This is a genomic window from Demequina rhizosphaerae, assembly GCF_000971255.1.
Lineage (GTDB): Bacteria > Actinomycetota > Actinomycetes > Actinomycetales > Demequinaceae > Demequina > Demequina rhizosphaerae.
The window spans coordinates 34725-61405 of record NZ_BBMC01000002.1 but is presented as its reverse complement, the minus strand read 5'-3'; the positions used below and the strand labels follow the sequence as shown (position 1 = coordinate 61405).

The following is a 26681-nucleotide window of genomic DNA, read 5'->3' as shown; positions in this document are numbered from 1 at the left end:
TCTACAGCCCCACCACCGCGACCTCGGTCGAGGTCGGCTCGGCGGAGCCGCCCATCGGCTCCTCGGTCACCGCGATCGCCGCGACGCCGTCCATGTCCATGTGGACCATCGTCATGAAGGTCCCGTCCGAGTCCGGCATGAACGTCGGGCCGGCCTCCTTGGAGCCGTCGTCCATCACCAGCCACAGCTGGTACGCCATGCCTTCCTTGGGGTGCGGGCAGTCGTCGCCCATCGCCACGACGGACGACATCTTCTCGCTCACGACGAGGTGCGCGGTGCCGAGCCCGAGGTCCATCGACTTGGCGTCCGGCGCGCTCGTCACCATCATCACGTCCTTCTCGAGCGCGAGCTGGTCGTCGCGGTCGGCCATGAGCGTCGAGCCGACGAGCCCGCCGACCGCGAGCACCGACGCGACCGCCGCGGCGACCGCGAGTCGGGGCCACCCGCGACGCTGGCGCGCGTGGCGCTCCTGAGCGTCCTGGCCGTCCCGCCCGATCCCGAGCGGCACGGGACCCTCAGCATCCCGCGCGGCCGGCGCATCGTCCGCCGTGAGGGGCGGTAGCTGCGCGGTGCGGCCGATCTCCTCGAGGACGCTCGCGCGCAGGCCGGCGGGCGCGGGCGCCGCCTCGGCCTCGCCGAGCGTCGCCGCGGTCTCGCGCAGGCCCGCGAGCTCCGCGGTGCAGTCCTCGCACGCGTCGAGGTGCGCCTCGAAGTCGGCGCGCTCGTCGGGCGTGACCGCGTCCACGGCGTACGCGCCGATGAGGGAGTGCACGTTCTCGTTCATCGCGCCACCTCCCAGTGGTCGCGCAGCCGGATCATCGCGTCGCGGATGCGGGCCTTCGCGGTGCCCAGCGGGATCCCGAGCGACTCGGCCAGCTGCCGGTTCGTGTAGCCCTTGTAGTACGTGAGCTCGAGCGCCTCGCGCTGGAGCGGGGTGAGGGCCTCGAGGCCCTTGCGGACGCGCGCGGCGCGCCACTGCGCGTCCATCGCGTCGACGACGTCCTCGGGCTTCTCGACCTGGTCGGCGGCGCCGACCGCGTGGCGCGGTCCGTGGTTCATGAGGCGGTCCGCGTGCGACTGCTCGGAGCGGACCCGGTCCACCGCGCGACGGTGGGTGATGGTGAGGACCCACGCGCGCGCCGAGCCGTGGTCGGGGCGGTAGCGGGCCGCGGCGCGCCACACCTCGACGAGCGCCTCCTGCGCCACGTCCTCGGCGAGCTGCGGGTCCCGGACGATGCGGAGGGCCAGCCCGTGGACCGTGCCGGCCAGGGCGTCGTAGACGCGCTCGAAGGCGGCCTGGTCGCCCCGGCCGGTCCGCACGAGGAGGTCGGCGAGCGCGTCCGCGTCGGCGCGGGCGTCCGCGGGCGCGTCGGGGGTCGCGTCGGCGTGGTCCGCGGGCACCGCCCGCAGCCGCCGCTCGCCCCTGTCCGCGCTCACCTGGTCCTCCGCATCGTCCGGTCCGAAGGCGTCAGCCCTCGTCCTCCATCATCTCGTCGTCGCCCTCCATGGTGGAGTCGTCGTGCGACTCGTCCATCATCGAGTCCTCGCTCTCCATCGAGTCGTCGGACTCCATGGTGGAGTCATCCTCCATCATCTCGTCGTCGGACATCATCGACTCGGACTCCATGGGGGTCGACTCCATGGTCTCCTCCATCATCGTGTCGTCCGAGCTGCTCGAGGAGGGCTCCGTGTCGCCGCAGGCGGCGAGGGCGGTGCCGGCCAGCAGGATGAGACCCGGAACGGCGAGCGTGCGCATTCGGTACATGATTCCTCCCTGTGCCGGGCTTCTTGGGGATGTCGTGCCCGACGGTTGCTGTTCGGTGCGGGTGCCGCGGCGGATGGGTGGCGCCGGGCTCCCGAATCCTTCCTGCAGCTTCGCCCCCGCCGCGCCGCCGCTCCTCATTCACGAACTTGGGGATCCGCGGGTGGAAAGCCGGGATTCTCCTCCCGCGGATCTCAAAGTTGACGCGAGCGCGCCGGGCGGCGGGGGCGCCCACCGCCACCAGCAGGCGCCGGGCGCGCGTGCGAAGCGCATCACCGATGCGAGCGCGGCTCACCCGAAGGTGAACGCGTACGCCTCGACGCCCTCGGTGAAGTCGAGGTGGATCGTGTCCGTGGTCGCGTCGCCCGTGTACAGGTCGTACAGGTCGGGCGTGCCGCTCACCTCCACCACCTCGCGGTACGACTCGTCGTTCTCGAGCGTCACCGTGACGGTGCCCTCGCCCGCGAGCACGAGGTGCACGTCGGCGGCGTAGAAGCGCATCTCGAGCGACGCATCGGCGCCCGCGGCGATGTGCTCGTCGCCCACCGTCCACGTGCCCGACAGCGAGACCTCGTCCGTCGCGGGGGCCGAGCCGGTGCCGAAGTCGTACGCCTCGTCGCGCGGGTAGTCGCCGTTGGCCTTCGCGTAGCCGCGCCCGTAGCCCAGGTACGTCTCCGGGCTGCGGCCCACCGTGTGGTTGCCGGGGTCCGCGACCACGGTGTCCTGCGGGGGAGTGTCGAGGAGCTGCTGGATGAGCGTCTCGGTCTCCTCGTACGCGCCCTCGCCGTAGTGGACCTGGCGGACCATGCCGTTCTGGTCGATGAGGTAGTGCGCCGGCCAGAACCGCTGGTCCCACTCGCGCCACGTCGTGTACTCGTTGTCGATCGCGATGGGGTACTGGATCCCGTAGCGGTCCGCGGCGTCGGCGACGTTGTCGACCACCTTCTCGAACGCGAACTCGGGGGTGTGGACGCCGATGATGGTGAGGCCGTCGTCGCGGTAGCGGTCGTCCCACGCGGTCAGGTAGGGGAACGTGCGCTGGCAGTTGATGCACGAGTACGTCCAGAAGTCGATGAGCACCACCTGACCCTGGAGCTCCTCGAGGTCGAGCGCCTCGCCGCCGTCGGTGTTGAGCCACGCCTCGATGCCCGGCAGGTCGCGCGCGGGGCCGCAGTTGTGGAGCGTGCCGCCGTCGTCGGCGCACTGGTCGAAGGTCAGCTGGTCGCCGCTGAGCGAGGTGTCCGCGTCCTCGCGGCCGGCCAGGGTGTCGAGCTCGTCGCGGACGGTGTTGTTGTCCTCGATCGTGTTCTGCACGCTCGCGAGCCAGCCCGGCACCGCGCGCTGGAGCGGCTCGGCGACGTTGGTCGCGATGACGAGCGCCGTCGCGAGCAGCACCGCACCGGAGATTGACCGGATGAGCTGGAGGCGCTCGCGGACCGCCTTGATGCGGCCGAAGATCGCCTGCCCCGCGAAGCCGAACACCAGCAGCGGGATCGCGATGCCGGCGGAGAACGCGAGCGTGAGCGCGACGAGGCCCCAGCTCACGCCGTTCGTCGCGGCGAGCACGGTGATCGACGCGAGGATCGGGCCGGCGCACGGCACGAACACGAGGCCGAGCGCGAGCCCCATGACGAAGCCGTTGCCGTTGCGGTCCATCTGGATCGGGCGGATCCGCTCGAACGGCCGCTGCAGCAGCTCGCCCACCTTGGGGATCATGAGGCCGATGCCGACGATCGCCAGTACCACGATGCCGATCCACCGCAGCAGGTCGTCGGGCAGGCCCAGGCTGGCGAGCAGGATGCCGCCGATGAGCGTGAACACCGCGAAGCTGGTGACCAGCCCCGCGACCACGACGAGCGGGCGGCGTCGACTGCTCGCGCCGTCCTGGATCGCGCTGGTGAGGATCGCGGGAAGCACGGGCAGGACGCAGGGGCTGATCGCGGTGATGATTCCGGAGACCAGTCCGACGATGATGAGCGTGATCATGACCCGGGTTCGGAGCGACGATGCGTCGGGATGGGGCGCGCTGCCACCGCACCGACGCTAGCAGCCGCCTACCCTGGCCACATGACCGTGGCATTCGTCCTGGGAGGCGGCGGCGTCCGAGGCGCCACCGAGGTGGGGATGCTGCGCGCGCTGCTCCAGGCGGGCATCGTCCCGCAGTTGGTCGTGGGCACGTCGATCGGGGCGATCAACGGCGCGGCCGTCGCGCAGGACCCGCACCTCGACGTGGTCGCGCGGCTCGAGCACACGTGGGCGTCGCCGACCGCGGGGGACATCTACGGCGAGTCCTGGTACCGGCAGGCGCGTCGGCTCGCGAAGCACCGCACCCACCTCAACGACCCGGACGCGCTGCGCGGCCTCATCGAGGAGGTGATCGGGCACGACACGCAGTTCGAGGACCTCGCGGTGCCGCTCGCGGTGTGCGCCGCGTCGATCGAGCGGGCGTCCGAGCACTGGTTCGACTCCGGCCCGGTGGTCGACGCCGTCATGGCGTCCGCGTCCGTGCCGGCGGCGCTGCCGCCCACCGTGATCGACGGCGAGCACTTCGTCGACGGCGGCATCGTCAACTCGATCCCCGTGGGGGAGGCGGTCGCACGCGGCGCTACGACCATCTACGTCCTCCAGGTGGGGCGCATCGAGGAGCCGCTGCACCCGCCGCGCACGCCGTCCGACGTCGCGCGCATCGCCTTCGAGATCTCCCGCCGCCACCGCTTCCAGCGCGAGCGCGCCGCCGTCCCGCCGCATGTCGAGCTCCACGTCCTGCCGTACGGCGGGCGTCAGCCGGGCGACGAGCGGCTCGGCGCGTACCGGCGGCTCGACCGGACCCACGCGCGCATCGAGGCCGCGCGCGATGCGACCGCCGCGTACCTCGCCGGGGTTCGGGAGGGCGTGTGACCGCCGCATCGTCCCCCGCGGCGGGCTCGCCCACCTCCCGGCGCCGCGCGCGCTGGTGGCGGCTGCCGCCGCGCTGGGTGCGCCGGCTCGTGCTCGCGCCGCTGCTCGTCGCGGTCGCGTTCCTGTGGCTGCCGGTGTCGGTGTGGCTGCTCGTCGCGGTCGCCGCGGCGGTGAGCTTCGCGCTGCCGGGCCGCCTGCGGCTCACGCGCGTGGTCTGGCTGGCGGGCTTCTACCTGCTGTGGGATGCGGCCTGCGTGGTCGCGCTCGCGGCGCTGTGGGTCTGGCACGGCTTCGGCACGCGCCTCGACTCCGAGGCATCCCAGCGGAACCACCTCGCGCTCGCGCGGACGATGCTCACCGCCCTGTTCACGCAGGGCAAGTGGACGCTGCGCCTGGAGATCGACCTCGAGGACGCGAACCTCGACGAGATCGCGCCCGGGAGTCCGCTCATCGTCGTGTGCCGTCACGCGGGCCCGGGCGACTCGTTCATCCTCGTTGACGCGCTGCTCAACCGGTTCGGCCGGGCGCCCGCGATCGTGCTCAAGGACACCCTCCAGTGGGATCCGGCCATCGACATCCTGCTCCACCGCATCCCGTCGCAGTTCATCACGCCCCGCCGTCACCGCGCGGTCGGGGCGCCGGGCGGTACGGAGGCGATCGCGGCGCTCGCCCGCGAGATGGGCGACGACGGCGCGCTCCTGATCTTCCCCGAGGGCGCCAACGCGACGCCCAAGCGCCGCGAGCGTCGGATCGCCGCGCTGCGCGAGCAGGGGCACGGCGAGCTCGCCGAGCGCGCCGAGGCCATGCCTCACGTCATGCCGCCGCACCCGGGCGGGGTGCTCGCCGCGATGGACGCGCGGCCCGACGCGCGCGTGGTCGTGGTCGGTCACACCGGGCTCGAGCGGCTCTCGACGGTCTCCGACGTGTGGCGCGAGCTGCCCGTCGACAAGCGCATCGTCATCAAGGGCTGGACCGCCGAGCCGGAGACCGTGCCGGAGGGTCGTGAGGCGCGCGAGACGTGGCTCTACGAGTGGTGGGAGACCGTCGACGCGTGGATCGACGCGCATCAGCCCGGCACGTCGGACGCGGCCGAGGCGCGCGAGCCTCGCGTCGCCCGCAAGCGGGCCGGGTAGCCTGGCCCGATGCCGACACCTCCACGCACCCGCATGCTGGGCCTCGTCCTCGTGGGTCTGCAGGGGGTGATCTTCCTGGCAGTCGGCGTGACGGCGCTCCTTGATGGGCCCGGTGTGGAGGGCTCGATGTGGCTGGGGAGCACGCTGGTGCTGCTCGGGCTCCTGGGGATGTTCTGGTCGGGGAAGGACCTGGGGCGGGCGCTCACGCCGATGCCGACGCCCAACGGTGCCGGCCTCGCCGCCGGCGGGATCTACTCGTACGTGCGGCACCCGATGTACGCGGGGATCCTGGTGATCGCGTTCGGGATGGCGATCGGGTCGGGGAGGCTGTGGACGCTGGTGTCCGCGGTGGTGCTGCTGGTGTTCTTCGACATCAAGACGCGCGTCGAGGAGGGCTACCTCGTGCGGGCGTACCCCGGCTACGAGGACTACGCGGCGCGGACGGGCAAGTTCGTGCCCGGGGTGGGGAAGCGGCGGATCCGGTAGGGACGATGCGCGGGCGGCCGGTGTGTCGCGCGGGGCGCCATGGTCTGTTCGGACTGTTTTAGGAATTCCTAAAACAGTCGTTCGCCATCCCCAACTCGACGCCGACCCCTTCTGCCAGGGGGTTTCGTCCGTTACCTTCGTTTCATGCGGTTCATCCCAGGGGGGCGGGTGGCGCGCCGCGCGGTCGCGGCGACGATGCTCGCGGGCGCGTGCGTCGGCCTCGCGGCGTGCACGGGGGAGCCGGAGCCGATCGCCACCGAGTCGCCGACCGCGATCGCCTCGGCGGTGGCGACCCCTTCCACGACGCCGAGCCCGTCCGCGACGGCCCTCAGCGATGACGAGCTGCTAGCGATGATGCCGGAGGGCGCGGAGCGCGCGGACGTGTACGGCGCGATGATGACGGCGACGTTCTTCCTCGAGCAGTACGCGCCCATGTTCCATACGGGCGACACCCGCATCTGGGAGGCGCTGTCGGCGGACGGCTGCGAGTACTGCGCGGATGCGCTCGCGAACGCGGAGCGGGTGCGCGACGAGGGTTGGACGGCGCGCGGAGGCGAGATCACGGTTGACACAGGACAAACGCAGGCGGCGTTGACCAGCGATACCGAGGCGTCGGTGTTGCTGACCGCGTCGATCTCGGCAGGCTATGTCGCCGAAGGCGACGGCGCTGAGACACAGACCGCTCGTTCTCGCGACTACCAGTACGGCGTGTTTCTGGCTATCGAAGACGGCCAGTGGACCGTTGCCGAAGTGGTCGGTGAGGAGTCGGCGGCATGATGCTGAGCGCGGCACTCGTGCTGGCAACGTTGGCCGTGGCTGTGGACCCCGGAATCGACTTCGACCCGGACGCCGATCCTGAGCGCGGCGAGTACTCATTAGAGGGCGCGCGAAGTGATGCTCGCGGGGGCGGTCCCGGTGCTTCGGGCGTCTCCGCGACCCCGAGGGAGTACCTGCGTTCGCCTGCGTGCGCGGGTGGCACCCCGATGACTGCCGAGACTGAGACCTGCTCGCCCCTCGCCGCCGGCATGATCCCCGCCTGCCCCGGCGGCATGAATCCGATCGCGCCGCTGTGGATGCGCGAGCAGCTTGCCGACGGCACGTGGACCTCTTGGGCCGTCGTCGCCTGGTACTCGTGCCCGTCCGAGGCCGACCTCTTCGCCCTCATCGAGCGCGAGTGGACCGAGCTCCGCCCCGACCCCTCCGAGGCCTCCCTGCAGCCCGCGACCGGCGTCGTCTACGCGACCGTGCCGACCATCGCCATGGCCGACGACGGCCTCCGCCACCACTCGGCTGTCCTGCTCGGCGCCGACGTCGACATCCGCGCCACTCCCTCCACCTTCACCTGGGCGTGGGGCGACGGCGAGCAGACCACCACCTCCGACCCCGGCGCTCCCTACCCCGATGCGACCGTCACGCACGCCTACGGCCGCGCCCTCGACTCCGCGACCGTCACGCTCACGACCACCTGGGCGGGGGAGTATCGCGTCGCGGACGGCACCTGGAGCGCCTTCGACACCACCATCGCGACGACCTCGCCCGGCATCACGCTCGCCGTGCTGCACCCGCGCGCTGTGCTGGTCGAAGGCCCGCTCGGATAGGTCGCCGACCCCCGATCGCGGGGTGGATCGGCGCTGCGGCGGGTTGTTTTAGGAATTCCTAAAACAGCCGTACGGGAACACGTCGCGCTTGCGGACACGCCGGGCGGGTGAAGTGGACGGCGGCCGACACGCCGGCCGGCGATCGCGTGGGCGGGTAACGAGGTCGGCGGCCGGCCCGCCAGCGGGGGATGGCCCGGCGGGTGACGACGGCGGCGGCCGACACGCCGGCCGGGGGTCGGACAGGCGGGTGGAGGGGACGGTGCGGCGCGGCGACACGGGGCGGGGAGGGCGGCCGACGCGGGAGCCCGAGCCGCGCGCCACCCGGCACCACAGCCGCGCCCGTGCCACGCTGGGAGCATGCTCGAGATCCCGCACCTCTACCACCTCGCGACCGCCTCGGAGTGGGACGCGGACGCGACCGAGCCCTACACGGTCTCGACGCTCGGTCGCACGCTCGAGGAGGAGGGCTTCATCCACCTCAGCCTCGCGCGGCAGGTCGCGGGAGTCGCCGAGGCCTTCTACCGCGACCAGGACGTGGTGCTGCTGCGCATCGACCCCGCGAAGGTGACCGCGCGCGTCCAGTTCGAGGACGTGCCGGAGGCCGGCGACGCGTTCCCGCACCTGTACGGCCCGATCCCGCGCGAGGCCATCGTCTCCGCGACGCCGGTCCCGCGCGCGGCGGACGGCACGCTCGACTTCACCGGGCTCCTGCCGGAGCCCATCTGAGCAGGCTCAGCCGACGGTGAGGCGCAGGATGCGGTCGTCGCCCTGGCGCGCGCTGCCGCGGCCGTCGGTGTTCGACGTCGCCACGTAGAGGCTGCCGTCGAGCGCGACCGCCACGTCGCGGATGCGGCCGACGCCGTCGAGGATCACCTCGGGCTCGCCCGTGCCGTCCGCGGTGAGCGGGATGCGCCACAGGCGCTCGCCCTTGAGCGAGGCCATGTAGAGCGCCTCGTGGGTCGCCGCGAGGCCCGACGGCGACGCATCGTCCGGCGCCCAGGTCTCGATGGGCGCGGTGATGCCGTCGGCGGGAAGCCCGTCGGTGCCCTCGGTCGACGGCCAGCCGTAGTCGCTTCCCGCGGTGATGAGGTTGAGCTCGTCCCACGCGTCCTGGCCGAGCTCGCTCGCGTAGAGGCGGCCGTCGGCGACGAAGGCGAGGCCCTCGACGTTGCGGTGGCCCGTCGACCACACGCGGTTGCCCCACGGGTTGCCGGGCGCGGCCCTGCCGTCCTTCTTGCCGCCCTTGGCGACGACGCGGAGGATCTTGCCGGCGGTCGATCCGGTGTCGGCCGCCTTGTTCGCCTGGCCGGCGTCGCCGGTCGCGATGTAGAGGAATCCGTCGGGGCCGAAGGCGATGCGGCCGCCGTCGTGGTTCTTCGCCGACGGGATGCCCTCGACGATCGCGGTGGGCTGGCTCAGCAGGTCGCCGTTGAGCTCCATGCGGAGGACCGCGTTGTCGTCGGCGCGCGTGATGTACGCGTACAGGTAGGTGGTGTCGCCGGGCAGCACGGCGATGCCGAGCAGGCCGCCCTCACCGGTGTTGTCCACGACGCGGCGCAGCGCCTCCGCGCCGGGGCCGTTGAGGCTCGTCGCGATGCCGGCGCGGACCCGCTTGATGAGGGCGCTGTCGCGCTCGGACACGAGCAGCGAGCCGTCGGCCATCGGCGCGATCGACCACGGCGAGTCCAGCCCTGTCGCCACGACCTCCTGCGAGGTCACGGACGCGGTCGCGGCGCCGCCGATCTCGGTGGGCGCGGTGGGCGCGATCTCGGTGGTGGGGGTGGTGCCGGAGACGATGCGCTCGGCGCTCTGGGTGGGTGCGCTGTCGGACGCCGACGAGCACGCGGCGAGGGTCAGCGGAAGCGCGCAGGCGAGCGCGATGATGCGAGGGCGGAACGACATGACTGCTCCAGGTTAGGCATGCCTCGTAACGTTGTAAAAGTTGACAGGTCGCAAACCATATGCCTACCCCGGGGGGTAGTCGATACGGCACTGCGCGCCCGCCTGGGAGCGCGCACGGGGGAGGGGCGCGAGGACGCGGCGCGACGGGTGGGCCGCGGAGGTCCGAGGCGGCGCGCGTTCGGGGCTGAGGGCGGGGGCCGTCCCGTCTCAGCCGAGGACGATGCGCCGCAGCGTGGTGAGCGGCACCCCGCCGTAGCCGAGCACCGCCGAGTGGAACTCCCGGATGTCGAAGCCCGGGCGACGCTGTGCCTCCTCGCGGATCGCGAGGATCTCGAGCCGGCCGATCATGTACGCGAGCGCCTGGCCCGGCAGGCCGATGTACCGGTCGACCTCCTGCTCGATGTGGTGGCGGTCGAGCGGGGAGTGGGCGAGGCAGTACTCGATCGCCTGCTCGCGGCTCCAGCCCAGCGCGTGGATGCCGGTGTCGACCACGAGCCGGCACGCGCGCAGCGAGTCCGCGCTGAGCATGCCCACGCGCGACAGGTCGGACGTGTAGAGGCCCATCTCGTCGGCGAGCCGCTCGGTGTACAGGCCCCAGCCCTCGGCGTACGCGGTGCTGAACATCTCGCGCTGGACGACATGGAGGTCCTCGTTCTCGGCATGGAGCGCGAGCTGGAGGTGGTGGCCCGGGATCGCCTCGTGGTACGCGATCGCCTCGAACTCGTAGGTGGCCCACGCGTGCGGGTCGGAGGTCTTGAAGTAGAAGGCGCCCTCCTTGCCGCTCGACGGCACGGGCGCCGAGTAGTAGGCCATTGCGCCGAAGTCCGTCGCGTGGCCGGTGCAGCGCGCGCGGGGCATGACCGCGAACCATGCGGGCGCGGCCTCCTCGGCACGGGCGAGCGCGGCCTCGGCGTCGCGGACGATGTCCTCGGCGGTCGTGTACCGCAGCGCGTCGTCGTCGCGCAGGCGCGCGTAGATCTCGGTGATGTCGTCGGTCCCCAGCAGCGGACCGGCCATCTCGCGGTACTCGTCCTCGAGCCGCGCGACCCGGGCGAGGCCCAGCTCGTGGACCTGCTCCGGGGTGAGGTCGAGCTGGAGGTGCGACCACATGCGGTCGCGGTACACGGCCGCGCCGCCGGGGAGGTGGACGAGGCCGGGCCGCTCGTCGGGCGCGCCGCCGTCCGCGAGCCTGCGCAGCCGGTCGGCGAAGCGCGCGACGCCCTCGTGCACGACCGCCTCGACCACGCGGTCGCGCTCGCGGACCCACTCGGCCTGCGCCGCATCGTCCATCGCGGTCGGCGGGGCCTGGGCGAGCATGCGGTCGTCGCCGGCGTGCGCGGACCGCAGGTACGACTCCGCGGAGCGCGCCGTGTCGAGCAGGTGGCGCTCGAGCGCGACGCGGCCCTCCGCGGCGGCGTCCTCGGCGACGTCGAGCAGGTCGTCGAGGAAACGGGGGAGGCGGCGCAGCTTGGTGAGGTAGTCCTCGCCGTGCGCGGCCGTGGCGAGCGGGAACGCGTCGACGAACGACAGGATCGTCTCCCACGCGCCCATCGTCGGGTTGAGGTGGAGCAGCTCGGGCTCCCACGCGAGGTGGAGCGCGGCCGACCGTGCGTGCGTGGCGATCGTGTCGCGCAGCGCGAGCGCCTGGAGGTCGTCGCCCACGTCGATCGCGGCGGCGTCCCGGGCGAACTCCATGAGCCGCTCGTGCGCGGCGGCGCGGCCCTCGACGGACACGTCGTTCCACTCCGCGAGGTGCTCGAGCCGCCCCTCCCACATGAGGTCGAGCGGGCTGAGCCCGTGCGCGTAGGTGTAGTACTCGTCGGCGAGCGCCGTCAGGTCGGACATGCCTCCACGCTACCGGCGGACCGGGGCGTGCGAGGCATGCTCATTCGAGCCCATCGGCCTCCAGCAGGCAGATCCAGTTGCCGGTCGGGTCCTTGAACCAGGCGGTGGCCGGCATGCGGCCCTCGGGGTCGCGGGCGATGCCGTCGTCGTCGGTCCACTCGAGCCTCTCGAACGCGATGCCCTTGCCCTTGAGCTCCTCGACCGTCGACTCGAAGTCGTCGACCGCGAAGTTGAGGACGGTGTGCGAGGCCGGCTCGTGGTCCGCCTTCCAGTAGATGAGCAGGCGCCCGCCGGGCAGCGTGGCCCACAGCATCTCGCCCATGCCCTCGTCGCCCTGACGCTGGACGTCGATCCCGAGCGTGCCGGCGTAGAACTTCTCCGCGGCGTCGATGTCGTCCGTCGAGAAGCTCGAGAACGCCTTGCTGTCGCTGATCACGGTGGTCTCCCGTCGCCGCGCCGCTCAGGCGAAGTTCTCGCCGACGGCGACCCAGTTGCCGGACGGGTCCTGGAACCATGCGGTCTTGGGCATGCCCTCCTCGCGGGTGATGCCGTCGTCGTCCGTGTACGGCAGGTCAGCGAACACGACGCCGCGGGACTTGAGGTCCGCGACCTCGGCCTCCACGTCGGCGCCCGTGAGGATGAGCACCGTGTGGGCCGCCGGGACGTGGTCCTCCTTGAGGTAGATGAAGGCGGCGGTGCCGTTCGCGAACTGGAACGCCACCGCATCGTCCTGGTCCATGAGGATCGGGACGCCCAGCGTCCCGTTGTAGAACTCCTTGGTCTTCGCGATGTCGTCCGTCGAGAAGCACGCGGTCGCAACGCTGTCCTTGAGCATGATCACTCCTGCGCGCCTTCCGGGGACGCGCGGCGTCGGGCGCGCGGAGCGGCGCCGCTCGCCTCCAGTGTGCGCCCGGTCGCGCGCGCCCGCAGGTCGGGGCTCAGCTGATCTCGGCCCAGTCCCGCACGTGGGAGCGGAGGGCCGAGCCCGCGCGGCGCGCACCCTGGTCCGCGGCCCGCGCGGCGCCCTGGCCCGCGGAGCCGAGCGCCTCGCCCACGGCCGCCCCGGTGCGCCGCTGCCACTCCCGGCGGCGCGCCCGCATGGCGTCGCGCGCCTCGAGCGCGAGGCGCACCCGGCGGGGCACGCTCAGGCGCCGCAGCATCGTCCGATCGACGCCGGCGGTCACGCCCGCCGCGAGCAGCGTCAGCCCGAGCGAGACCACCGGCAGTGCGCGCAGGCCGTACTGCTCGACCAGCACGGCGCCGACGAGCGGGCCCACGGCCGCGCCCGAGTTCATCGCGACCGTGTAGGTCGACGCGCCCACCTCCGTGCGCCACGGCGTGTGGCGCATCGCCCAGTTGAGCAGGGCGGCGAGCAGCACCGCCCAGCCGGCGGCCTGCGCGACCTGGCCCACCACCGCGGCCCAGCCGATGCCGGTCCCGAGCAGCGTCCAGGCCCCGGAGAGCACCGCCAGCCCGAAGGCGACGGTCGGCACGGCGTGCGTCGCGAGGTACGGCGTGACGGCGAGGGTGGTGCCCACCGCGACCGTCCCGCCGAGCGCGAAGAGGATGGGCACGGTCCGCGACCCGACGTCGGCGACGTCCGTGTAGAACGGCACGATGTACGTCCAGGTGGTCGTCATCGCGACGCTCGCGATGAACGTCACGGCAAGCACCCGGACGAACGCCTTCAGCGAGGGGAGGTCGCCGCGTGCGTGCGGCTCGGCCTGGTGCTCGGGACGCGGCGGGGCGGCGCCGGGCAGCAGCAGCGCGAGCGCGACCGCGAGGAGGACGCCGAGCGCGGCGAAGCCCCAGTACGGCGCCTGCCACCCGAGCGAGCCGCCCGCGACGGTGATGAGCGGCGTGCCGACCACGCCCGCGGCCGCGGCGCCCACCATGATCCGCGTGACGGACCGGGCTCTCAGGTGCGGCGCGAACAGGCTCGCGGCGGTGGGGGCGACGATCGCCCAGAACAGCGCGTGCGCCGCCGCGGAGACGATGCGGCCCGCGGCGAGCTGGGGGAGCGCGGCAGCGCTCGCGGCGAGCACCACGCCGGCGGTCCACACGGCGAACGTGCCGGACAGCGCGACCCGCTTGCTCAGGCGCTGCGTCACCACGGTGAGGGGGATCGCCGCGATCACGACGGTGAGGGCGAACGCGGTCGCGAGCAGGCCCACCTGGGAGACGGGCACGCCGAGGCCGCGCGCGATGTCGGCGCTCAGCGCGACGATCGACGCCTCGTTGGCGCCGGTCGCGAACGCGCCGAGTGCGAGCGCGCTGAGCGCGAGGCCCGCGCGACGCGGCGACAGGGTGAGCGCCGCGGTGCTGCGGTAGCCGGGCTCGGGCTCGTCGACGACCACGGCCTCGCCGCCGCCCACCACCGGGATGGTGAGGGTGGTCGGCTCGGGCTCGTGGTGATGGTCGCGGACCGGGGCGGGCGGCTCCTCGCGGTCGAGGAGCGGCCCGAGCGGGTCCAGCTCGAGGGTACGGGTGAGGGGGTCGGTCACGGTGGGGCTCCCGTGTCGGTCGCGTGCAGGGTCAGACGCCGCGTCCGTGAGGGAGGGGCGGCGTGCGAGGGCGACGCCGCCCGGCGGGATCTCGGTCCCGCCGCATCGTGCAACGGCACGACGGGCGGGATCCTTCCCGACCTTCATGACAGCACGCGGCGGGCCCGGGTGGAAGCACCCGGGCCCGCCTCTGCAGGATCTGTGCGCGAGCTCTGAGGTTCAGCTGCCCGGCAGCGGCTCCGCCTCGTGGACCTCGATGGAGCACCCGCCCGGCATGTTGAGGTGCGGGTGGGACTGCGCGAGCTCGACGGCGGTGTCCATGCTGTCCGCCTGGACGATCGAGTAGCCCGCGACCTCCTTGGTCGACGCGGAGACGCCGTCGGGGTCGACGCGGATGCCGCCTGACAGCGGCGTGCCGAGGTCGATGAGGTTCTCGCCGACGCTGGTCGCCCAGCCGTACCAGGCGTCCATCATCTGCTGGACCTCCTCGGGCTCGGGCGGAGACGCATCGGCCGGCATCGGGGGTGCGTGGTAGATGAAGACGTACTTGGGCATGTCCCCTCCCTCGTCCCGGCGGCATCGCCGGGTGTCCCACCAGTGTGCGCCGGGACGATGCGCCGCGCGCGCGGAGCGGGCCTACCCGTACAGCGCCGCGAGGCTCTCGAGCGTCCCCGTCCAGCCCTCGGCGTGGCGAGCGCGCTGGTCCTCGTCCCACAGGCGCACGTGGGTGAGGGTGAGGTGGCAGCCCTCGTCGGTCGGGGCGATCTCGATGATCACCTCGGTCGTGTCCGGCGCCATGTCCTCCCAGCCCCACGTGAACCGCAGCGTGCGCGGCGGGTCGAGCTCGAGGTAGGTGCCGTACGCGGTCATGTCGGGCTCGTCGGCGGTGACGCCCGGGATGGTGAGGCGGTACGTCCCGCCCACCCGCGCGTCCGCCTCGCAGGTCGACGGCTTGTACCGGTCGAGGGACGGCTTGAGCCAGGCGGCGAGGTGCTCCGCGGTGGTCCACAGCTCCCACATGCGCTCGGGCGCGATGCGGTAGTCGCGCTCGAGCGTGAGGGCGAGGCCGGTGTCGGCGATGGTCATGTCTGCTCCCTGTCCAGCTCCTCGACGTACGCGTCGAGGCTGTCGAGCGCGCCGCCCCAGAAGGCTCGCGCGCGGTTCATCCAGTCGAGGGCCTCGTCCAAGGCGGCGGCGTCGACGGTGACGCGGCGCTCGCGGCCGCGTGCCACGCGGGTCATGAGGCCCGCCTGCTCGAGCGCCGCGGCGTGCTTGTTGAGCAGCTGCGGCGACATCCGGGTGCGGTCGGCGAGCTCCGACATCGTGATCGGCGCCGGGCTCGTGGCGGCCACCCGCAGGACCGCGCGGCGCGCGGGATGGGCGAGGGCTCCGAAGACCCGGTCGAGGCGCTCGTCCTCCGGCGCCCGCTCGGCCAGTTGGTAAACCATACGGTTTAGTATTTGCGCGGACGATGCGGGTGTCAAGGGGTGAGGCGCCCCAACCTCTTGCGATCCCACCCTGTTGTGGCTTCGGGAGCACGCGCGGCGCCGGACGGCGCGCGGGAGGGGTGGGAGGCCATGAGCGAGGAGCTGCACGCGGCGCTGGACGAGGCGGCCGAGGAGGAGCGGAGGTCCTTCGAGGCCGAGCATCGGGGCGACGAGGTAGGGCTGTACCTCCGGGCGATCGCGCCGCGCCGTCGGGCGCGGCTGCTCCTGCCCGCCGTCGCCGCCGCGGTGGGCGCGGGCCTGCTGGGGATCGGCTTCCTCGCCCCCGGCGCGTCCGAGGACGAGGCGCCGGTGGCGGCCTCGGCCGGTCCCTCGGCGTCGGTGAGCCCCGATCCGGGCGCGCGCCCCGGCGAGCGCGGGTGGACCGTCCGGGGGCTGGCGATCGACCCGGGCGCGACGGCGGCCCCGCTGACGGCGGCGATCGGCGACGTCGCGACCGCGTCGAGCGCGTGCCCGGCGCTCGAGACGTTCGGGCGCCTCGAGGGAGGCTCGGGATGGTCGACCGGCGTCCACGTCGGCGCGTTCGTCCAGCCGGACGGCGCGGCGAACGACGTGCATGTGCGCGGCTTCGAGAACGTCGAGGTCGCCGAGCGCTACCTGGGCGAGCTCGCGCGCATCGCCGAGCGGTGCGACGAGGCGCTGGCCGAGTGGGGCACGGTGGCGACCGTCTCACGCTTCGCGCTCGACGCGGTCGCGGGTGAGGCGGTGTTCGTGTCGATCGGCGTGCGGGGGACCTCCGAGACGTGGCGACTGTGGGTCCACGTGCGGGGCTCCGAGGCCGTCGCGGTCGTGGCGGACCCGGCCGCCCCCGACCTCGGCGCTGCGATCATCCGCGCGTGGGTGACCGACGCCCGGCGGTGAGGCGGCGCCGGGGGCCGCGGGCCGGCCCCGGTCACCGGACGAGCAGCCCCCGAACGTCGCGGTCGTAGCCGTCGGCCGTGAGCACGAGCGCGAGCTCCTCCACGGCGGCCGCCGCCGCAGGCGCCGCGACCGCGAGCACCAGCGGCAGCGGAGCACGCCCGCGGACGAGCGCGGCGCCGGCCCCCGCCGCGAGCACACCGCCCGAGACCTTGTTGAGCCGGGTGTGCGCGATCGACCACACCCCGAAGCGCGCACGCGTGACGCCGAGCGTGACCGCGCGGACCGCGGTGATGCCGGCGACCACCGCCCAGCCGGCGCGCGGGAGCGCCACCCCGCGCGCGAAGGCCACCGCGGCGCCGGCCACGAGCACGCCGTCCGCGACCGAGTCGAGCCGCGCGCCCCTCTCCGAGGACTCGCCCCGGGACCGCGCCCACGGCCCGTCGAGCGCGTCCGACAGCGTGCCCGCGGCCACGAGGGCGAGCGTGCGCGCACGACGCGGCGGCAGCAGGGCGAGCGCGAGGCCGAGCGGGACGCGGGCGAGCGTGAGCGCGTCGGGCGGCGTCAGCCTCATGCGGTCGAGCCTAGGGACGACCCGCCTCCGGCGCGACGCCCAGGTCCGCGAGGCGCACGGGACGCGCGTACCACCAGCGGCGGGTCAGCGGCCCGACGAGCAGGCCCGTGACCACCGCGGCCGCGCCCAGCGCCGCGACACCCGGGTCGCGGGTCGCCGCTGCGGCGGCGGCCACGCCCGCGGCGGCGATCCACGGGCGCAGCAGCTCGAGCGTGCCGAGCACCGCGGAGTTGAGGTTCGAGCGCACCTGCCACGGCATCGTGCGGGCGAGCACGAAGCTGAGGAGGGCGACCACGGTCACCGGGCCGTAGATCGCGATGAGGACCTCGTTCGCGCGCACGTACGCGTCCATGCGTTCGGGTGAGGACAGCGCGTCGACCGTCCAGGCTGCGAACACCGGTCCCATGAGCGCCGCCAGCGCGACCGTGCCGCGCAGTGCCCCGACGGCCTCCGCCCGGCGGTGGTCGATCATCCCGTCGCGGCCCATCGCGGCGTGGATCCCGGCCGTGCCGCCGTGCTGGAGCACCACGACGAGAAGCGCCGCGAGCGCCGCCCACGCCGGCCCGCCGATGCCCCAGATCGGCCACGCCTGCACTGTGTCCACCAGGCCGCTCATCGCGGGTGCCCCACGACCGGCCGGACGATCCTGTCGGGCTGCGGGTACAGCCGCGGCACCTCGTCGCACGCGAGGTCGAACGCGTCGCCGGCGCCCTCGCGCGCGACGGCGAGCAGGTCGCGCGAGGGCAGCGCGCGGCGCATCGACACGGCGCCGTCGTGACGCGAGATCGGCTCGCGCATGCGGGTGCGGTGCAGCGTCCACGCGCCCACGTCCGTCCAGAAGCCCGGCGACGGGTCGAAGTGCGCGAAGCCCGCGACGCCCAGCTCCGCGTGGCGCGCGAAGAACGCGGGCAGGGCGTCCCGCCCCAGGTGGTGGAGCAGGCCCGAGGAGATCATCAGCGTGCGGTCGGGGTCCTCGATCGCCAGGCAGGGGTCGAGCGCGTCGCCGTGGAGGAAGCGCACGTCGATCGACTCCGCCCGCGCGAGCCGGTCCGCCGCGTCGACCAGGAGGGCGTTGAGGTCGAGCCCGACGAACTCGACGTCGGCGCCGAGCGCGCCGCTGGCCGCGACCACGCGCGTGTCGAACCCCAGCCCGCAGCCGACGTCGACCACGCGGATGGTGCCGCCGGCGCGGTCGCGCAGCCGCGCGATGATCGGCGCGAGGGAGTGCGCCATCGCCTGCGGCACGTGCACGAACTCGCTCAGCCGCGCGAGCTCGAGGTGGACCGCGAGGAGCGTCTGGTCGACGGCGTCCTGGTCGAGCGTGCCGTCCTCCCGTGCGGGGAGCGCGTCGACGAGCCGCGCCCCGCGGTGCTGGCCGCGTTCCGCGAGCAGGCCCCGCGCATCGTCCCTCCGCACCGGAATCCGCTCCCCTGAGGGCAGCGCGCAGTCCCACAGGACGTCGAGAACCTCCAGCGGTCCCGTCGCGGCGGCCGTGCGCATGGCTGAATAAACGCATGGGCGGGTGTGTTTCATGCCGCAGACGGGAGGTGCGCCACGCGTGACGAGCACAGACGCGGACGTGATCGTGGTCGGAGCCGGGCCGGTGGGCATGGCGACGGCGCTCGGGCTGGCCCACCATGGCGTGCCGTGCGTGCTCGTCGAGCGGCACGCCGAGCCGACCGCCGGCTCGAAGGCGTTCGGCGTGTGGGGGAGGACACTCGAGACCCTCGAGGCGTGGGGTCTCGCGGAGCGCATCCTCGCGGCCGGCGACCCGCGCGACGCGGTCGCGCCGGTCGCGGTGGAGACCGGCGAGCCGATCTTCACCGTCGACTTCTCGGCGCTCGCGGCCGAGAGCGCGATGCCGGGCCTGCTCGTCATCCCGCAGTCCGCGACCGAGGCGCTGCTGCGCGAGGCGGTCGTGGAGTCGCCGCTCGTGCGGGTGGTCCACGGCGAGGTCACCGAGGTGCGGCAGGACGATGCGGCGGTCGCCGTCGCGGTCGCGTCGCCCGACGGCGACTGGACGACGCTGCGCGCGCCCCACGCGGTCGGCGCGGACGGGTCGCGCTCGATCGTGCGCGAGTCCCAGGGGGCGCGCCACCGCGGCCGGATCCTCGACGCCGACCTCCTGGTGTTCGACGTCGACGTCCCGGACGACGGCGACCTGCCGCCCGTGCGCCTCGTCGCCGAGCGCCCGGGCCTGCTCGCGGGCCTGCGCTTCGCGCCCGGCCGCTGGCGGGTGCTCGCCTCGCTCGAGGCGCTCACCAGCCCGGCGGCCACCGCGACCGACGGGCCGCCGCCGCGCTGCGCGCCGAGGCCGCGGGCGACCGGGCCGCCGCCGACGCGATGCTCGACGGCTACGCCCGTGAGCGCGAGAAGGTCGCGGACGTGGTCGCGCGGCGTGCGCGACTCAACTCGCTGCTCGAGTTCGGGACGCCCCCGCGGCTGCGCCGGCCCGGCTTCCTCGCGATGCGCACCGGCCTGCGGCTGCCATGGTTCCGGCGGCGGCTCACCCGGAGGCTGTCGATGCGGGACCTCGAGTACCGGTCGTCCTCCGCGGCGCGGCTGGGCGGCGGTCAGCGGTCGGGTCCGGTAGGGCGACGTGTGCCCGACGTCGTGCTGCCGGACGGGCGCCGGCTGGCCGCGGCGCTGGGGGGACGCGCCGCGCTGCTCGCGGTCGCGTGCGACCCGCCGGAGGTGCCGGCGGGCCTGGTCGTGGTGCGGGTCGAGTCGCTGCCGCTCGGCGCCCGGCTGTACGCGGGCGACGTCGCGGTGGTGCGGCCCGACCGCCACGTGGGTGCGGTGCTGCGGAGGCCGTCCGCGGGCGAGCTGCGCGAGGCGGTCGGGCGGGCGCTCGGGGCGAGGTGACCGGCCGCCCGGGTCGCGCACAACCCCGCGGCGTGCTGTCCTGTTGACGTGGTGAGGCGGCCGCGGGGCCGCCGGGGGAGACACCATCATGAAGCGGTCGGTTCGAGCAGGGAGTGCGGGCGGCGGTGCCCGCCTCGTCGTCGCGGCGGTGGTGGGCATGGTCCCGCTGCTCGCCGCCTGCGACTCGTCCTCGGCGGGCGGGACCGAGGAATCGTCGCCCGCCGTCGCGTCGCCCGTGTCCGCGACGGGCTCGGCCGCGGCGGGTCCGGCGGACGACCGGGAGCTGCAGCAGCGGCTCGCCGGCTTCGACCCGGAGATCGAGGGGTTCGCGCGCCCCGACAGCGGCGACGAACCCACGGAGACGGCGTCCGAGGCCTTCGGCTCCGCCATCGCCGTGGTCGAGCCCGCCAGGTGCAACGCCCTCGAGCAGGCTGTCGGGCTCGGCACGGACGAGGACCTTCGCGACGCGGCGAACGACCTGGTCCGCTATCCGGGGTTCTTCGTCCCCGGGGGCGTCATGCCCGCCGAACCGCCCTTCGACCCGAGCATCGGGCTCGTGACCCGCGTCTTCGGGGACGAGGCGCTCGCGGCGTCCCTGTACACGACGCTGCTCGAGGCCGACTGCACCTCCTACACGATGACCCAGCACCTGGGCTTCCACGACCGGGTGCTGGAGCAGACGGTGGACGACGTCGTCGTGGCCCAGCTCGACGGCCTCGAGGAGCCCACGGTCCGGGTTGTGTACGGGAGCGGGCGGGCCTACGGCGTCGACGAGGACGGGAGGATCGAGGAGGGGGACTTCAGGGATTCGTGGAGCGAGTACGTCCACGTCGACGGGCCCTTCGTGATCATGGTCGAGACGGCGACGATCGACGACGAGGAGGCCGTCGTCGCGCAGATCATCGCCGACTACCTCGATCACATGAACGGCGCGTAGCAGCCATGCGCCCGCCCCCCGTACGTGATCGTCGTGCTTCCGCACAACCGAGGCGCGCGGTCGCCTGTTCTGGAAGTGGAGGCGGCCGGGGGGTCGCCGGGGGAGACACCATCATGAACCGATCCATCCGCACCGCCCGCGCGGCCACCATGGTCCGCGCCGTCACCGTCGGCGCCTGCGCCGTCGCTGTTCCGGTGCTCGCAGGCTGCGACTCGTCGGGCGCCGTCGACGCGTCCCCCACCGCGGCGGAGGCCGCGGCGAGCGTGGAGACCGAGGCTGCGCTGATCGACGATCCCGAGCTCAAGCGGCACCTCGCGACCTTCGACGGCATGGTCGAGATCGACGGCTACGCCGTGCCCGCGGGCGAGCTCTCGCCGGTCGACTCCATCGAGAACTTCACGGGAGCCGGCTCCGACGTGTACGACCCGGCCGCGTGCACGGCCTTCCACCAGGCGACCGCCCTCTCGACGGACAGGGATCGGACCGACGCCGCCGGCGACATCGTGAACCCCGTGGGACCCTTCTTCCCCGGCGGCGAGCCGCCGGCGGACGAGCCGGAGCACGTCGTGTGGATCCTCACGCGCGCGTTCGCGGACGAGGAGCTCGCGGCCACGCTGTACCCGGCGCTGCTCGACGCCGACTGCACCACTTACTCCTGGGAGACCACCTGGGAGGACGGATCGACATCGACCGAGCACGAGGTGGCGGAGGTCGCCGAGGAGCAGCTCGACGGCGTCGACGGCACGACGGTGCGGGTGACCTTCGCCGGCGGCACATCGACCCTCTACGACGCGGCGGGCGAGGTCGACCAGGTGGGGGAGCGCGGACCCTGGAACCACTACGTCCATGTCGACGGGCCCTACGCGATCATGATCGACTCGGTCGGCCTCGACGACGAGCAGGCGGTGATCGCACAGATCATCGGCGACTTCGTCGAGCACATGGACGCGGGCTGAGGAACGCGGGGCGGCGACCGACCATGGACCAGCACAGCCGACGGCGGGGCGGTGGAGCGCGATGAGGACGTGGCACGGCGTGCTCGACACGCTCGTCCGCGAGCGGCGGAGCCGCCTCGTCGGCTACGCCTACCTGCTCGCCGGCGACCGCCCGACCGCGGAGGACCTGGTCCACGACGCGATCATCCGCACCTTCTCGCGGGCCCGTCGCCTCGATGACGTCAACCGGGCGGAGGCCTACGTGCGGCGCACCATCCTCACCCAGTTCCTCAACCGCAAGAGCGCGCAGGCGACCGCGCGAGCGAAGCAGCACCTGCTGGTCGAACGGGACGCGGCGCCCGCCGACGAGCATGCCGGCGAACACGATGCGGTGGTGCTGGCGTTGCGCGAGCTCCCCGCACGCCAACGCGCGTGCGTGGTGCTGAGGCACGTCGAGCAGCTCACCACGGCCGAGACCGCGGCACAGCTGGGTGTGTCGGAGGGCGCGGTCAAGCGCTATCTCCACGACGCGATCGCGCACATGCGCGAGACGCTCGGCGACCTGGGCTTCGCCGATCCGGAGGAGGACCGGGTGACCGCCGTGATCCCGAGAAGAGGTGCGCGATGACCGACAAGCTCACGGGGATGCTCCTCGACTCGCTCGACAAGGAGTCCCGCCGCTTCGCGGACCAGCACCGGGGCGACGAGACCTCGCTGTACGAGCGTGCGATCGGTCCGCGGCGCAGGCACCGACGGATCGCGCAGGCCGCGGGCGGTGTGGCCGCGGTGGGCGTGGTCGCGCTGGGCGCGTACGGGTTCGTGCTGCCGCACGGCGACGATGCCGTCTCGAACCCGTCGTCGAACCTGGAGATCGAGCGGAGGGCCCGCGATTGGCAGCCTCCGGCCGACCTGCAGGCCGACGGCTCGGCGGCCGGCCTGATCGAGACCTGGGGGATCGCACCCGACGTGGCCCCCGCGTGCGCGACGCTCGACGAGCTCGCCCGCCTCGAGGGTCTGCCGTGGCTCGGTGGCGAGCCGGTCGCCGTGGGCGCCGTGGGCGTGGAGGGTGCCGCGGTCGGCGGCGTGACGGCGCGTGGCTTCGCGTCGGCGGAGGACGGGCGTGCCTATCTCGAGGCGATCGATCGCGCGGCGGCCGGATGCCGGGAGCAGGGAGCCCAGGCGGGCATCGAGGTCGAGGCGAGGGACCTCGGGATCGGGGCCGTGCCCGGCGACGGCGTCCGGGTGGACGTCACCGGAGGAGCGGCCGACGGCGCCTGGGTCGCCTGGGTCCACCTCGACGGGGACGAGGCGGTCGCCGTCGTGGCCGAGCCCGGAGCCGAGGACCTCGCCGCGCCGATCATCGCCGCCTGGTTCACCGCCGCCGCGGGGTGACCGTCCGGGGAACGCCCCGGTACACTTCTATGCAGCAGCGTCGACCCGGCCATCACCGGCGAGCTTGCGGAAGAACGGGCCTCGGCCCCAGTAGAACCGCACGGGCAGCCCGTCACAGCGACAACGAGCGGCCCTCCACCCCGGTGGGAGGCAAGCGGGGTGGTACCGCGCATCGTCCCTCGGGGCGAGGCGTCCTCGCAGTCGAGAAGAACGCCAGGACCACCACCGCAGAGGACCGCATGACCGCCGCGCGCTATCCCCTTCACCGCAGCTCCGACCAGGACGCGCATGTCGAGGTGCCCCCGTCGCCGCACTTCCCGTCGATCGAGACGGACGTGCTCGCGTACTGGGAGGCCGACAAGACCTTCCAGGCGTCCATCGACAACCGCCCCGCGCGCACGGAGGACGGCAACAACGAGTTCGTCTTCTACGACGGCCCGCCCTTCGCGAACGGCCTGCCGCACTACGGCCACCTCCTCACCGGCTACGCCAAGGACGTGGTGCCCCGGTTCGAGACGATGCGCGGCAAGCGCGTCGAGCGCCGCTTCGGCTGGGACACGCACGGCCTGCCCGCCGAGCTCGAGGCCGAGCGCATCCTCGGCATCACCGACAAGTCCCAGATCGAGGAGATGGGCATCGCGGCGTTCAACGACGCGTGCCAGCAGTCGGTGCTGAAGTACACCAAGGAGTGGGAGCAGTACGTCACCCGCCAGGCCCGCTGGGTGGACTTCGAGAACGACTACAAGACCCTCGACGTGACCTTCATGGAGTCCGTCATCTGGGCGTTCAAGGAGCTCTACGACAAGGGCCTCGCCTACGAGGGCTACCGCGTGCTGCCGTACTGCTGGCGCGACGAGACCCCGCTGTCCAACCACGAGCTCCGCATGGACGACGACGTCTACGCGATGCGCCAGGACCCGGCCCTGACGGTGCTGTTCCCGCTGCTCGACGACTCGGGCCACACCACCGGCGAGTCGCTGATCGTGTGGACCACCACGCCGTGGACGCTGCCGAGCAACCTCGCCGCCGCCGTCGGCCCGGACATCGAGTATGCGGTCGTCGAGCCCGGCTCCGGCAGCGCCTTCGCCGGCAGCCGCATCGTCCTCGCGAAGGCGCGCCTGGGCGCGTACGCCCGCGAGCTCGGCGCGCTCGCCCCCGAGGGCGAGGTGCCCGCGCCCGAGCACGCGCAGATCGTCGGCACCGTGCTGGGTCGCGACCTCGCCGGCCGCCGCTACCAGGCCCCCTTCGCCACGTACGCGGACCGCGACAACGTCCACCAGGTGCTGCCCGCCGACTACGTGTCGACCGAGGACGGCACCGGCGTCGTCCACCTGGCTCCGGCCTTCGGTGAGGACGACATGCTCGTGTGCCAGGAGGCCGGCATCGAGCCGGTCATGCCCATCGACTCCAAGGGCCGCTTCACCGCTGAGTACCCGCAGTACGAGGGCCAGCAGGTCTTCGACGCGAACCCGCAGGTGATCACGGACCTCAAGGAGGCGGGCATCGTCCTGCGTCACGAGACCTACGACCACAGCTACCCGCACTGCTGGCGCTGCCGGAACCCCCTGATCTACCGCGCGGTGGGCTCGTGGTTCGTGCGCGTGACCGAGTTCCGCGACCGCATGGTCGAGCTCAACGAGGACATCACCTGGGTCCCCGAGCACATCAAGCACGGCCAGTTCGGCAAGTGGCTCGAGGGCGCCCGCGACTGGTCGATCTCGCGCAACCGCTACTTCGGCACCCCGATCCCGGTGTGGGTCTCGGACGACCCGGCCTTCCCGCGCACCGACGTCTACGGCTCGCTCGAGGAGCTCGAGCGCGACTTCGGCCGCCTCCCGCTGGACGACAAGGGCGAGCCCAACCTGCATCGTCCCTGGATCGACGACCTCACCCGCCCGAACCCGGACGACCCGTCGGGCAAGGCGACGATGCGCCGCATCAGCGACGTGTTCGACGTGTGGTTCGACTCCGGCTCGATGCCGTTCGCGCAGGTGCACTACCCGTTCGACAACCGCGAGTGGTTCGACACGCACAACCCGTCGGACTTCATCGTCGAGTACATCGGCCAGACCCGCGGCTGGTTCTACGTCATGCACGTCCTCGCGACGGCGCTGTTCGACCGCCCGGCGTTCAAGACGTGCGTGAGCCACGGCATCGTGCTGGGCTCGGACGGCCGCAAGATGTCGAAGTCGCTGCGCAACTACCCGGACGTCAACGAGGTGTTCCACCGCGACGGCTCCGACGCGATGCGCTGGTTCCTCATGTCCTCGCCCATCCTGCGCGGCGGCAACCTCATCGTCACCGAGGAGGGCATCCGCGAGGGCGTCCGCCAGGTGCTGCTGCCGATGTGGTCGACGTACTACTTCTTCACGCTCTACGCGGGCGCCGCCAACGGTGGTGCCGGGGTGCTGGGATCGCAGGTGGACGATGCGCGGGTCGCGTCGCTGCCGGTGATGGACCGGTACGTGCTCGCCAAGACGGCCGACCTGGTCGCCGAGGTCACGGCGCAGATGGAGGCCTTCGACGTGCCCGGCGCGTCCGAGTCCCTGCGCCAGTTCATGGACCTGCTGACCAACTGGTACGTCCGCACGCAGCGCGACCGCTTCTGGGACGAGGACCAGGACGCGTTCGACACGCTCTACACGGTGCTCGTCACGCTCACGCGCCTGGCCGCCCCGCTGCTGCCGCTCGCGACCGAGGAGATCTACCGCGGCCTCACCAACGAGCGCTCGGTGCACCTCACCGACTACCCGGTCGCGCCCGCGGCCTGGGCGGACGACTCGCTCGGCGCCGTCATGGACCAGGTCCGCGAGGTCGTGTCCTCGGCGCACGCGCTGCGCAAGAAGGAGCAGATCCGCGTCCGCCAGCCGCTCACCTCGCTCGAGGTCGCGGTCGAGGACCCGGCCGCGCTGGACGCGTACGCCGCGCTCATCGCGTCCGAGCTCAACGTCAAGGCGGTGTCGCTGGTCACGGTGGAGGAGTTCACGGCGGCCAACCCGGTCGAGCGTCGCCTCACCGTCAACGCCCGCGCGGCCGGCCCGCGCATCGGCAAGGACGTGCAGGCCGCGATCAAGGGCTCGAAGACCGGCGACTGGTCCGACGCGTCGGGCCAGGTCGTGTCGGGCGGCATCGCGCTGGTCGAGGGGGAGTACGAGCTCGCGACCGTCATCGGCGGCGGCGAGGACTCGGACTCCGTGGCGGCCGTGCTGCCCGGAGGCGGCTTCGTGCTGCTCCACACCGCGATCACGCCCGAGCTCGAGGCCGAGGGCTTCGCCCGCGACCTCATCCGCGCGATCCAGGACGAGCGCAAGAACGCCGGCCTCAACGTCTCCGACCGCATCGTGCTGTCGCTCACCGTGCCCGCCGAGCGCGTGGCCGCGGTCGCGACGCACCAGGACCTCATCGCGGGCGAGGTGCTCGCGGTCGAGGTCAAGGTGGCGGAGGGCGCGCAGGCGGTCGAGGTCGCCAAGGCCTGACCGCTCGACAC

29 protein-coding genes are annotated in these 26681 nt (G+C 73.2%); 14 read left to right on the top strand and 15 right to left on the bottom strand.

All coding sequences use genetic code 11. From position 1 onward, the window contains the following. Position 1: 1 nt before the first annotated feature. The 4 genes from AOM07_RS00345 to AOM07_RS00330 form a co-directional block, all read right to left on the bottom strand. Positions 2-784 (bottom strand): anti-sigma factor, encoded by a 783-nt coding sequence (locus tag AOM07_RS00345; RefSeq protein ID WP_062310088.1) that lies wholly within the window; start codon positions 782-784, stop codon positions 2-4. Next, on the bottom strand, positions 781-1437 hold the full coding sequence (locus AOM07_RS00340) for a sigma-70 family RNA polymerase sigma factor (protein WP_228374340.1): 657 nt from the start codon (positions 1435-1437) through the stop codon (positions 781-783). Before AOM07_RS00340 ends, AOM07_RS00345 begins: the two co-directional genes overlap by 4 nt. 31 nt (positions 1438-1468) lie before the next feature. Further along, a complete protein-coding gene (locus AOM07_RS00335; protein WP_062310084.1) occupies positions 1469-1765 on the bottom strand; it encodes a hypothetical protein in 297 nt (98 codons plus the stop codon). A 288-nt stretch (positions 1766-2053) separates the two neighbouring features. Beyond that, positions 2054-3748 (bottom strand): cytochrome c biogenesis protein DipZ, encoded by a 1695-nt coding sequence (locus tag AOM07_RS00330; protein ID WP_062310082.1) that lies wholly within the window; start codon positions 3746-3748, stop codon positions 2054-2056. Between the two features lie 81 nt (positions 3749-3829). On the opposite strand from AOM07_RS00330, the gene AOM07_RS00325 reads away from it, so the two are divergent. The 6 genes from AOM07_RS00325 to AOM07_RS00300 all read left to right on the top strand — a co-directional run bounded on the left by AOM07_RS00325 (position 3830) and on the right by AOM07_RS00300 (position 8603). Then, positions 3830-4660 (top strand): patatin-like phospholipase family protein, encoded by an 831-nt coding sequence (locus tag AOM07_RS00325; protein WP_062310077.1) that lies wholly within the window; start codon positions 3830-3832, stop codon positions 4658-4660. Next, the gene (locus AOM07_RS00320; protein ID WP_228374339.1) at positions 4657-5793 is read left to right on the top strand and encodes a 1-acyl-sn-glycerol-3-phosphate acyltransferase; all 1137 of its coding nucleotides are present in this window, start codon (positions 4657-4659) and stop codon (positions 5791-5793) included. The genes AOM07_RS00325 and AOM07_RS00320 overlap by 4 nt, the downstream gene beginning before the upstream one ends. Before the next feature lie 9 nt (positions 5794-5802). Continuing rightward, positions 5803-6279 carry a methyltransferase family protein gene (locus tag AOM07_RS00315; RefSeq protein ID WP_084829982.1) on the top strand — a complete coding sequence of 159 codons (477 nt, stop codon included), beginning with the start codon at positions 5803-5805 and terminating at the stop codon, positions 6277-6279. Positions 6280-6423: 144 nt separating this feature from the next. Beyond that, complete coding sequence (locus AOM07_RS00310) at positions 6424-7056, top strand: DUF6318 family protein (protein ID WP_062310071.1); 633 nt, start codon at positions 6424-6426, stop codon at positions 7054-7056. A 206-nt stretch (positions 7057-7262) separates the two neighbouring features. After that, a complete protein-coding gene (locus AOM07_RS00305; RefSeq protein WP_156171722.1) occupies positions 7263-7877 on the top strand; it encodes a zinc transporter in 615 nt (204 codons plus the stop codon). A gap of 357 nt (positions 7878-8234) precedes the next feature. After that, complete coding sequence (locus tag AOM07_RS00300) at positions 8235-8603, top strand: DUF952 domain-containing protein (RefSeq protein WP_062310063.1); 369 nt, start codon at positions 8235-8237, stop codon at positions 8601-8603. Between the two features lie 6 nt (positions 8604-8609). Here the strand turns inward: AOM07_RS00300 and AOM07_RS00295 are convergent, their stop codons facing one another. The 8 genes from AOM07_RS00295 to AOM07_RS14840 all read right to left on the bottom strand — a co-directional run bounded on the left by AOM07_RS00295 (position 8610) and on the right by AOM07_RS14840 (position 15576). After that, on the bottom strand, positions 8610-9779 hold the full coding sequence (locus AOM07_RS00295) for a PQQ-dependent sugar dehydrogenase (RefSeq protein ID WP_062310060.1): 1170 nt from the start codon (positions 9777-9779) through the stop codon (positions 8610-8612). Between the two features lie 207 nt (positions 9780-9986). After that, complete coding sequence (locus tag AOM07_RS00290; protein WP_062310056.1) at positions 9987-11624, bottom strand: DUF885 domain-containing protein; 1638 nt, start codon at positions 11622-11624, stop codon at positions 9987-9989. A gap of 40 nt (positions 11625-11664) precedes the next feature. After that, the gene (locus tag AOM07_RS00285; RefSeq protein WP_062310053.1) at positions 11665-12060 is read right to left on the bottom strand and encodes a VOC family protein; all 396 of its coding nucleotides are present in this window, start codon (positions 12058-12060) and stop codon (positions 11665-11667) included. Between the two features lie 24 nt (positions 12061-12084). After that, positions 12085-12459 (bottom strand): VOC family protein, encoded by a 375-nt coding sequence (locus AOM07_RS00280; RefSeq protein WP_062310050.1) that lies wholly within the window; start codon positions 12457-12459, stop codon positions 12085-12087. 103 nt (positions 12460-12562) lie between these two features. After that, on the bottom strand, positions 12563-14128 hold the full coding sequence (locus AOM07_RS00275) for an MFS transporter (RefSeq protein WP_062310047.1): 1566 nt from the start codon (positions 14126-14128) through the stop codon (positions 12563-12565). 219 nt (positions 14129-14347) lie between these two features. After that, a complete protein-coding gene (locus AOM07_RS00270; protein WP_062310043.1) occupies positions 14348-14683 on the bottom strand; it encodes a YciI family protein in 336 nt (111 codons plus the stop codon). A gap of 81 nt (positions 14684-14764) precedes the next feature. Continuing rightward, on the bottom strand, positions 14765-15214 hold the full coding sequence (locus AOM07_RS00265) for an SRPBCC family protein (RefSeq protein ID WP_062310039.1): 450 nt from the start codon (positions 15212-15214) through the stop codon (positions 14765-14767). Next, entirely contained in the window at positions 15211-15576 is a 366-nt protein-coding gene (locus AOM07_RS14840) for an ArsR/SmtB family transcription factor (protein ID WP_062310035.1), read from the bottom strand. The genes AOM07_RS00265 and AOM07_RS14840 overlap by 4 nt, the downstream gene beginning before the upstream one ends. Before the next feature lie 129 nt (positions 15577-15705). Here AOM07_RS14840 and AOM07_RS00255 point away from each other — a divergent pair, with 129 nt between their 5' ends. Beyond that, the gene (locus AOM07_RS00255; protein ID WP_062310030.1) at positions 15706-16494 is read left to right on the top strand and encodes a hypothetical protein; all 789 of its coding nucleotides are present in this window, start codon (positions 15706-15708) and stop codon (positions 16492-16494) included. A 31-nt stretch (positions 16495-16525) separates the two neighbouring features. Here the strand turns inward: AOM07_RS00255 and AOM07_RS00250 are convergent, their stop codons facing one another. From AOM07_RS00250 to AOM07_RS14575, 3 genes are read right to left on the bottom strand one after another with little or no spacing between them, the layout of a single operon-like run. Beyond that, positions 16526-17065: a CDP-alcohol phosphatidyltransferase family protein gene (locus AOM07_RS00250; RefSeq protein WP_062310027.1), complete on the bottom strand. Its 540-nt coding sequence runs from the start codon at positions 17063-17065 to the stop codon at positions 16526-16528. A 10-nt stretch (positions 17066-17075) separates the two neighbouring features. Next, a complete protein-coding gene (locus AOM07_RS00245; RefSeq protein WP_156171721.1) occupies positions 17076-17669 on the bottom strand; it encodes a hypothetical protein in 594 nt (197 codons plus the stop codon). A gap of 8 nt (positions 17670-17677) precedes the next feature. Then, positions 17678-18565, bottom strand: coding sequence for a class I SAM-dependent methyltransferase (locus AOM07_RS14575; protein WP_062310019.1), 888 nt, complete (start codon positions 18563-18565; stop codon positions 17678-17680). A 58-nt stretch (positions 18566-18623) separates the two neighbouring features. On the opposite strand from AOM07_RS14575, the gene AOM07_RS00235 reads away from it, so the two are divergent. From AOM07_RS00235 to ileS, 7 genes are all read left to right on the top strand, one after another. Continuing rightward, positions 18624-19658, top strand: coding sequence for an FAD-dependent oxidoreductase (locus AOM07_RS00235; protein ID WP_062310016.1), 1035 nt, complete (start codon positions 18624-18626; stop codon positions 19656-19658). Between the two features lie 8 nt (positions 19659-19666). After that, positions 19667-19930 (top strand): hypothetical protein, encoded by a 264-nt coding sequence (locus tag AOM07_RS14570; protein ID WP_062310012.1) that lies wholly within the window; start codon positions 19667-19669, stop codon positions 19928-19930. Positions 19931-20018: 88 nt separating this feature from the next. Continuing rightward, positions 20019-20867, top strand: coding sequence for a hypothetical protein (locus tag AOM07_RS00225; RefSeq protein WP_156171719.1), 849 nt, complete (start codon positions 20019-20021; stop codon positions 20865-20867). 113 nt (positions 20868-20980) lie between these two features. Then, positions 20981-21823 carry a hypothetical protein gene (locus tag AOM07_RS00220; RefSeq protein ID WP_062310005.1) on the top strand — a complete coding sequence of 281 codons (843 nt, stop codon included), beginning with the start codon at positions 20981-20983 and terminating at the stop codon, positions 21821-21823. A gap of 61 nt (positions 21824-21884) precedes the next feature. Beyond that, the gene (locus AOM07_RS00215; RefSeq protein ID WP_062310002.1) at positions 21885-22430 is read left to right on the top strand and encodes a sigma-70 family RNA polymerase sigma factor; all 546 of its coding nucleotides are present in this window, start codon (positions 21885-21887) and stop codon (positions 22428-22430) included. After that, positions 22427-23194, top strand: a complete 768-nt coding sequence (locus tag AOM07_RS00210; RefSeq protein ID WP_062309999.1) for a hypothetical protein — start codon at positions 22427-22429, stop codon at positions 23192-23194. Before AOM07_RS00215 ends, AOM07_RS00210 begins: the two co-directional genes overlap by 4 nt. A gap of 239 nt (positions 23195-23433) precedes the next feature. After that, positions 23434-26670 carry an isoleucine--tRNA ligase gene (gene ileS, locus AOM07_RS00205; RefSeq protein ID WP_062309994.1) on the top strand — a complete coding sequence of 1079 codons (3237 nt, stop codon included), beginning with the start codon at positions 23434-23436 and terminating at the stop codon, positions 26668-26670. Positions 26671-26681 lie beyond the last annotated feature (11 nt).

What these genes read in the sequence shown, in the direction of transcription:
- AOM07_RS00290 (WP_062310056.1), bottom strand. Translation starts at nt 11,624, where the DNA reads ATGTCCGACCTGACGGCGCTCGCCGACGAGTACTACACCTACGCGCAC.
- AOM07_RS00300 (WP_062310063.1), top strand. Translation starts at nt 8,235, where the DNA reads ATGCTCGAGATCCCGCACCTCTACCACCTCGCGACCGCCTCGGAGTGG.
- AOM07_RS00220 (WP_062310005.1), top strand. Translation starts at nt 20,981, where the DNA reads ATGAACCGATCCATCCGCACCGCCCGCGCGGCCACCATGGTCCGCGCC.
- AOM07_RS00325 (WP_062310077.1), top strand. Translation starts at nt 3,830, where the DNA reads ATGACCGTGGCATTCGTCCTGGGAGGCGGCGGCGTCCGAGGCGCCACC.
- AOM07_RS00215 (WP_062310002.1), top strand. Translation starts at nt 21,885, where the DNA reads ATGAGGACGTGGCACGGCGTGCTCGACACGCTCGTCCGCGAGCGGCGG.
- AOM07_RS00255 (WP_062310030.1), top strand. Translation starts at nt 15,706, where the DNA reads ATGAGCGAGGAGCTGCACGCGGCGCTGGACGAGGCGGCCGAGGAGGAG.
- AOM07_RS00265 (WP_062310039.1), bottom strand. Translation starts at nt 15,214, where the DNA reads ATGACCATCGCCGACACCGGCCTCGCCCTCACGCTCGAGCGCGACTAC.
- AOM07_RS00330 (WP_062310082.1), bottom strand. Translation starts at nt 3,748, where the DNA reads ATGATCACGCTCATCATCGTCGGACTGGTCTCCGGAATCATCACCGCG.
- AOM07_RS00305 (WP_156171722.1), top strand. Translation starts at nt 7,263, where the DNA reads ATGACTGCCGAGACTGAGACCTGCTCGCCCCTCGCCGCCGGCATGATC.
- AOM07_RS00225 (WP_156171719.1), top strand. Translation starts at nt 20,019, where the DNA reads ATGAAGCGGTCGGTTCGAGCAGGGAGTGCGGGCGGCGGTGCCCGCCTC.
- AOM07_RS14840 (WP_062310035.1), bottom strand. Translation starts at nt 15,576, where the DNA reads ATGGTTTACCAACTGGCCGAGCGGGCGCCGGAGGACGAGCGCCTCGAC.
- AOM07_RS00250 (WP_062310027.1), bottom strand. Translation starts at nt 17,065, where the DNA reads ATGAGGCTGACGCCGCCCGACGCGCTCACGCTCGCCCGCGTCCCGCTC.
- AOM07_RS14575 (WP_062310019.1), bottom strand. Translation starts at nt 18,565, where the DNA reads ATGCGCACGGCCGCCGCGACGGGACCGCTGGAGGTTCTCGACGTCCTG.
- ileS (WP_062309994.1), top strand. Translation starts at nt 23,434, where the DNA reads ATGACCGCCGCGCGCTATCCCCTTCACCGCAGCTCCGACCAGGACGCG.
- AOM07_RS00335 (WP_062310084.1), bottom strand. Translation starts at nt 1,765, where the DNA reads ATGTACCGAATGCGCACGCTCGCCGTTCCGGGTCTCATCCTGCTGGCC.
- AOM07_RS00210 (WP_062309999.1), top strand. Translation starts at nt 22,427, where the DNA reads ATGACCGACAAGCTCACGGGGATGCTCCTCGACTCGCTCGACAAGGAG.
- AOM07_RS00345 (WP_062310088.1), bottom strand. Translation starts at nt 784, where the DNA reads ATGAACGAGAACGTGCACTCCCTCATCGGCGCGTACGCCGTGGACGCG.
- AOM07_RS00310 (WP_062310071.1), top strand. Translation starts at nt 6,424, where the DNA reads ATGCGGTTCATCCCAGGGGGGCGGGTGGCGCGCCGCGCGGTCGCGGCG.
- AOM07_RS00295 (WP_062310060.1), bottom strand. Translation starts at nt 9,779, where the DNA reads ATGTCGTTCCGCCCTCGCATCATCGCGCTCGCCTGCGCGCTTCCGCTG.
- AOM07_RS00315 (WP_084829982.1), top strand. Translation starts at nt 5,803, where the DNA reads ATGCCGACACCTCCACGCACCCGCATGCTGGGCCTCGTCCTCGTGGGT.
- AOM07_RS00270 (WP_062310043.1), bottom strand. Translation starts at nt 14,683, where the DNA reads ATGCCCAAGTACGTCTTCATCTACCACGCACCCCCGATGCCGGCCGAT.
- AOM07_RS00280 (WP_062310050.1), bottom strand. Translation starts at nt 12,459, where the DNA reads ATGCTCAAGGACAGCGTTGCGACCGCGTGCTTCTCGACGGACGACATC.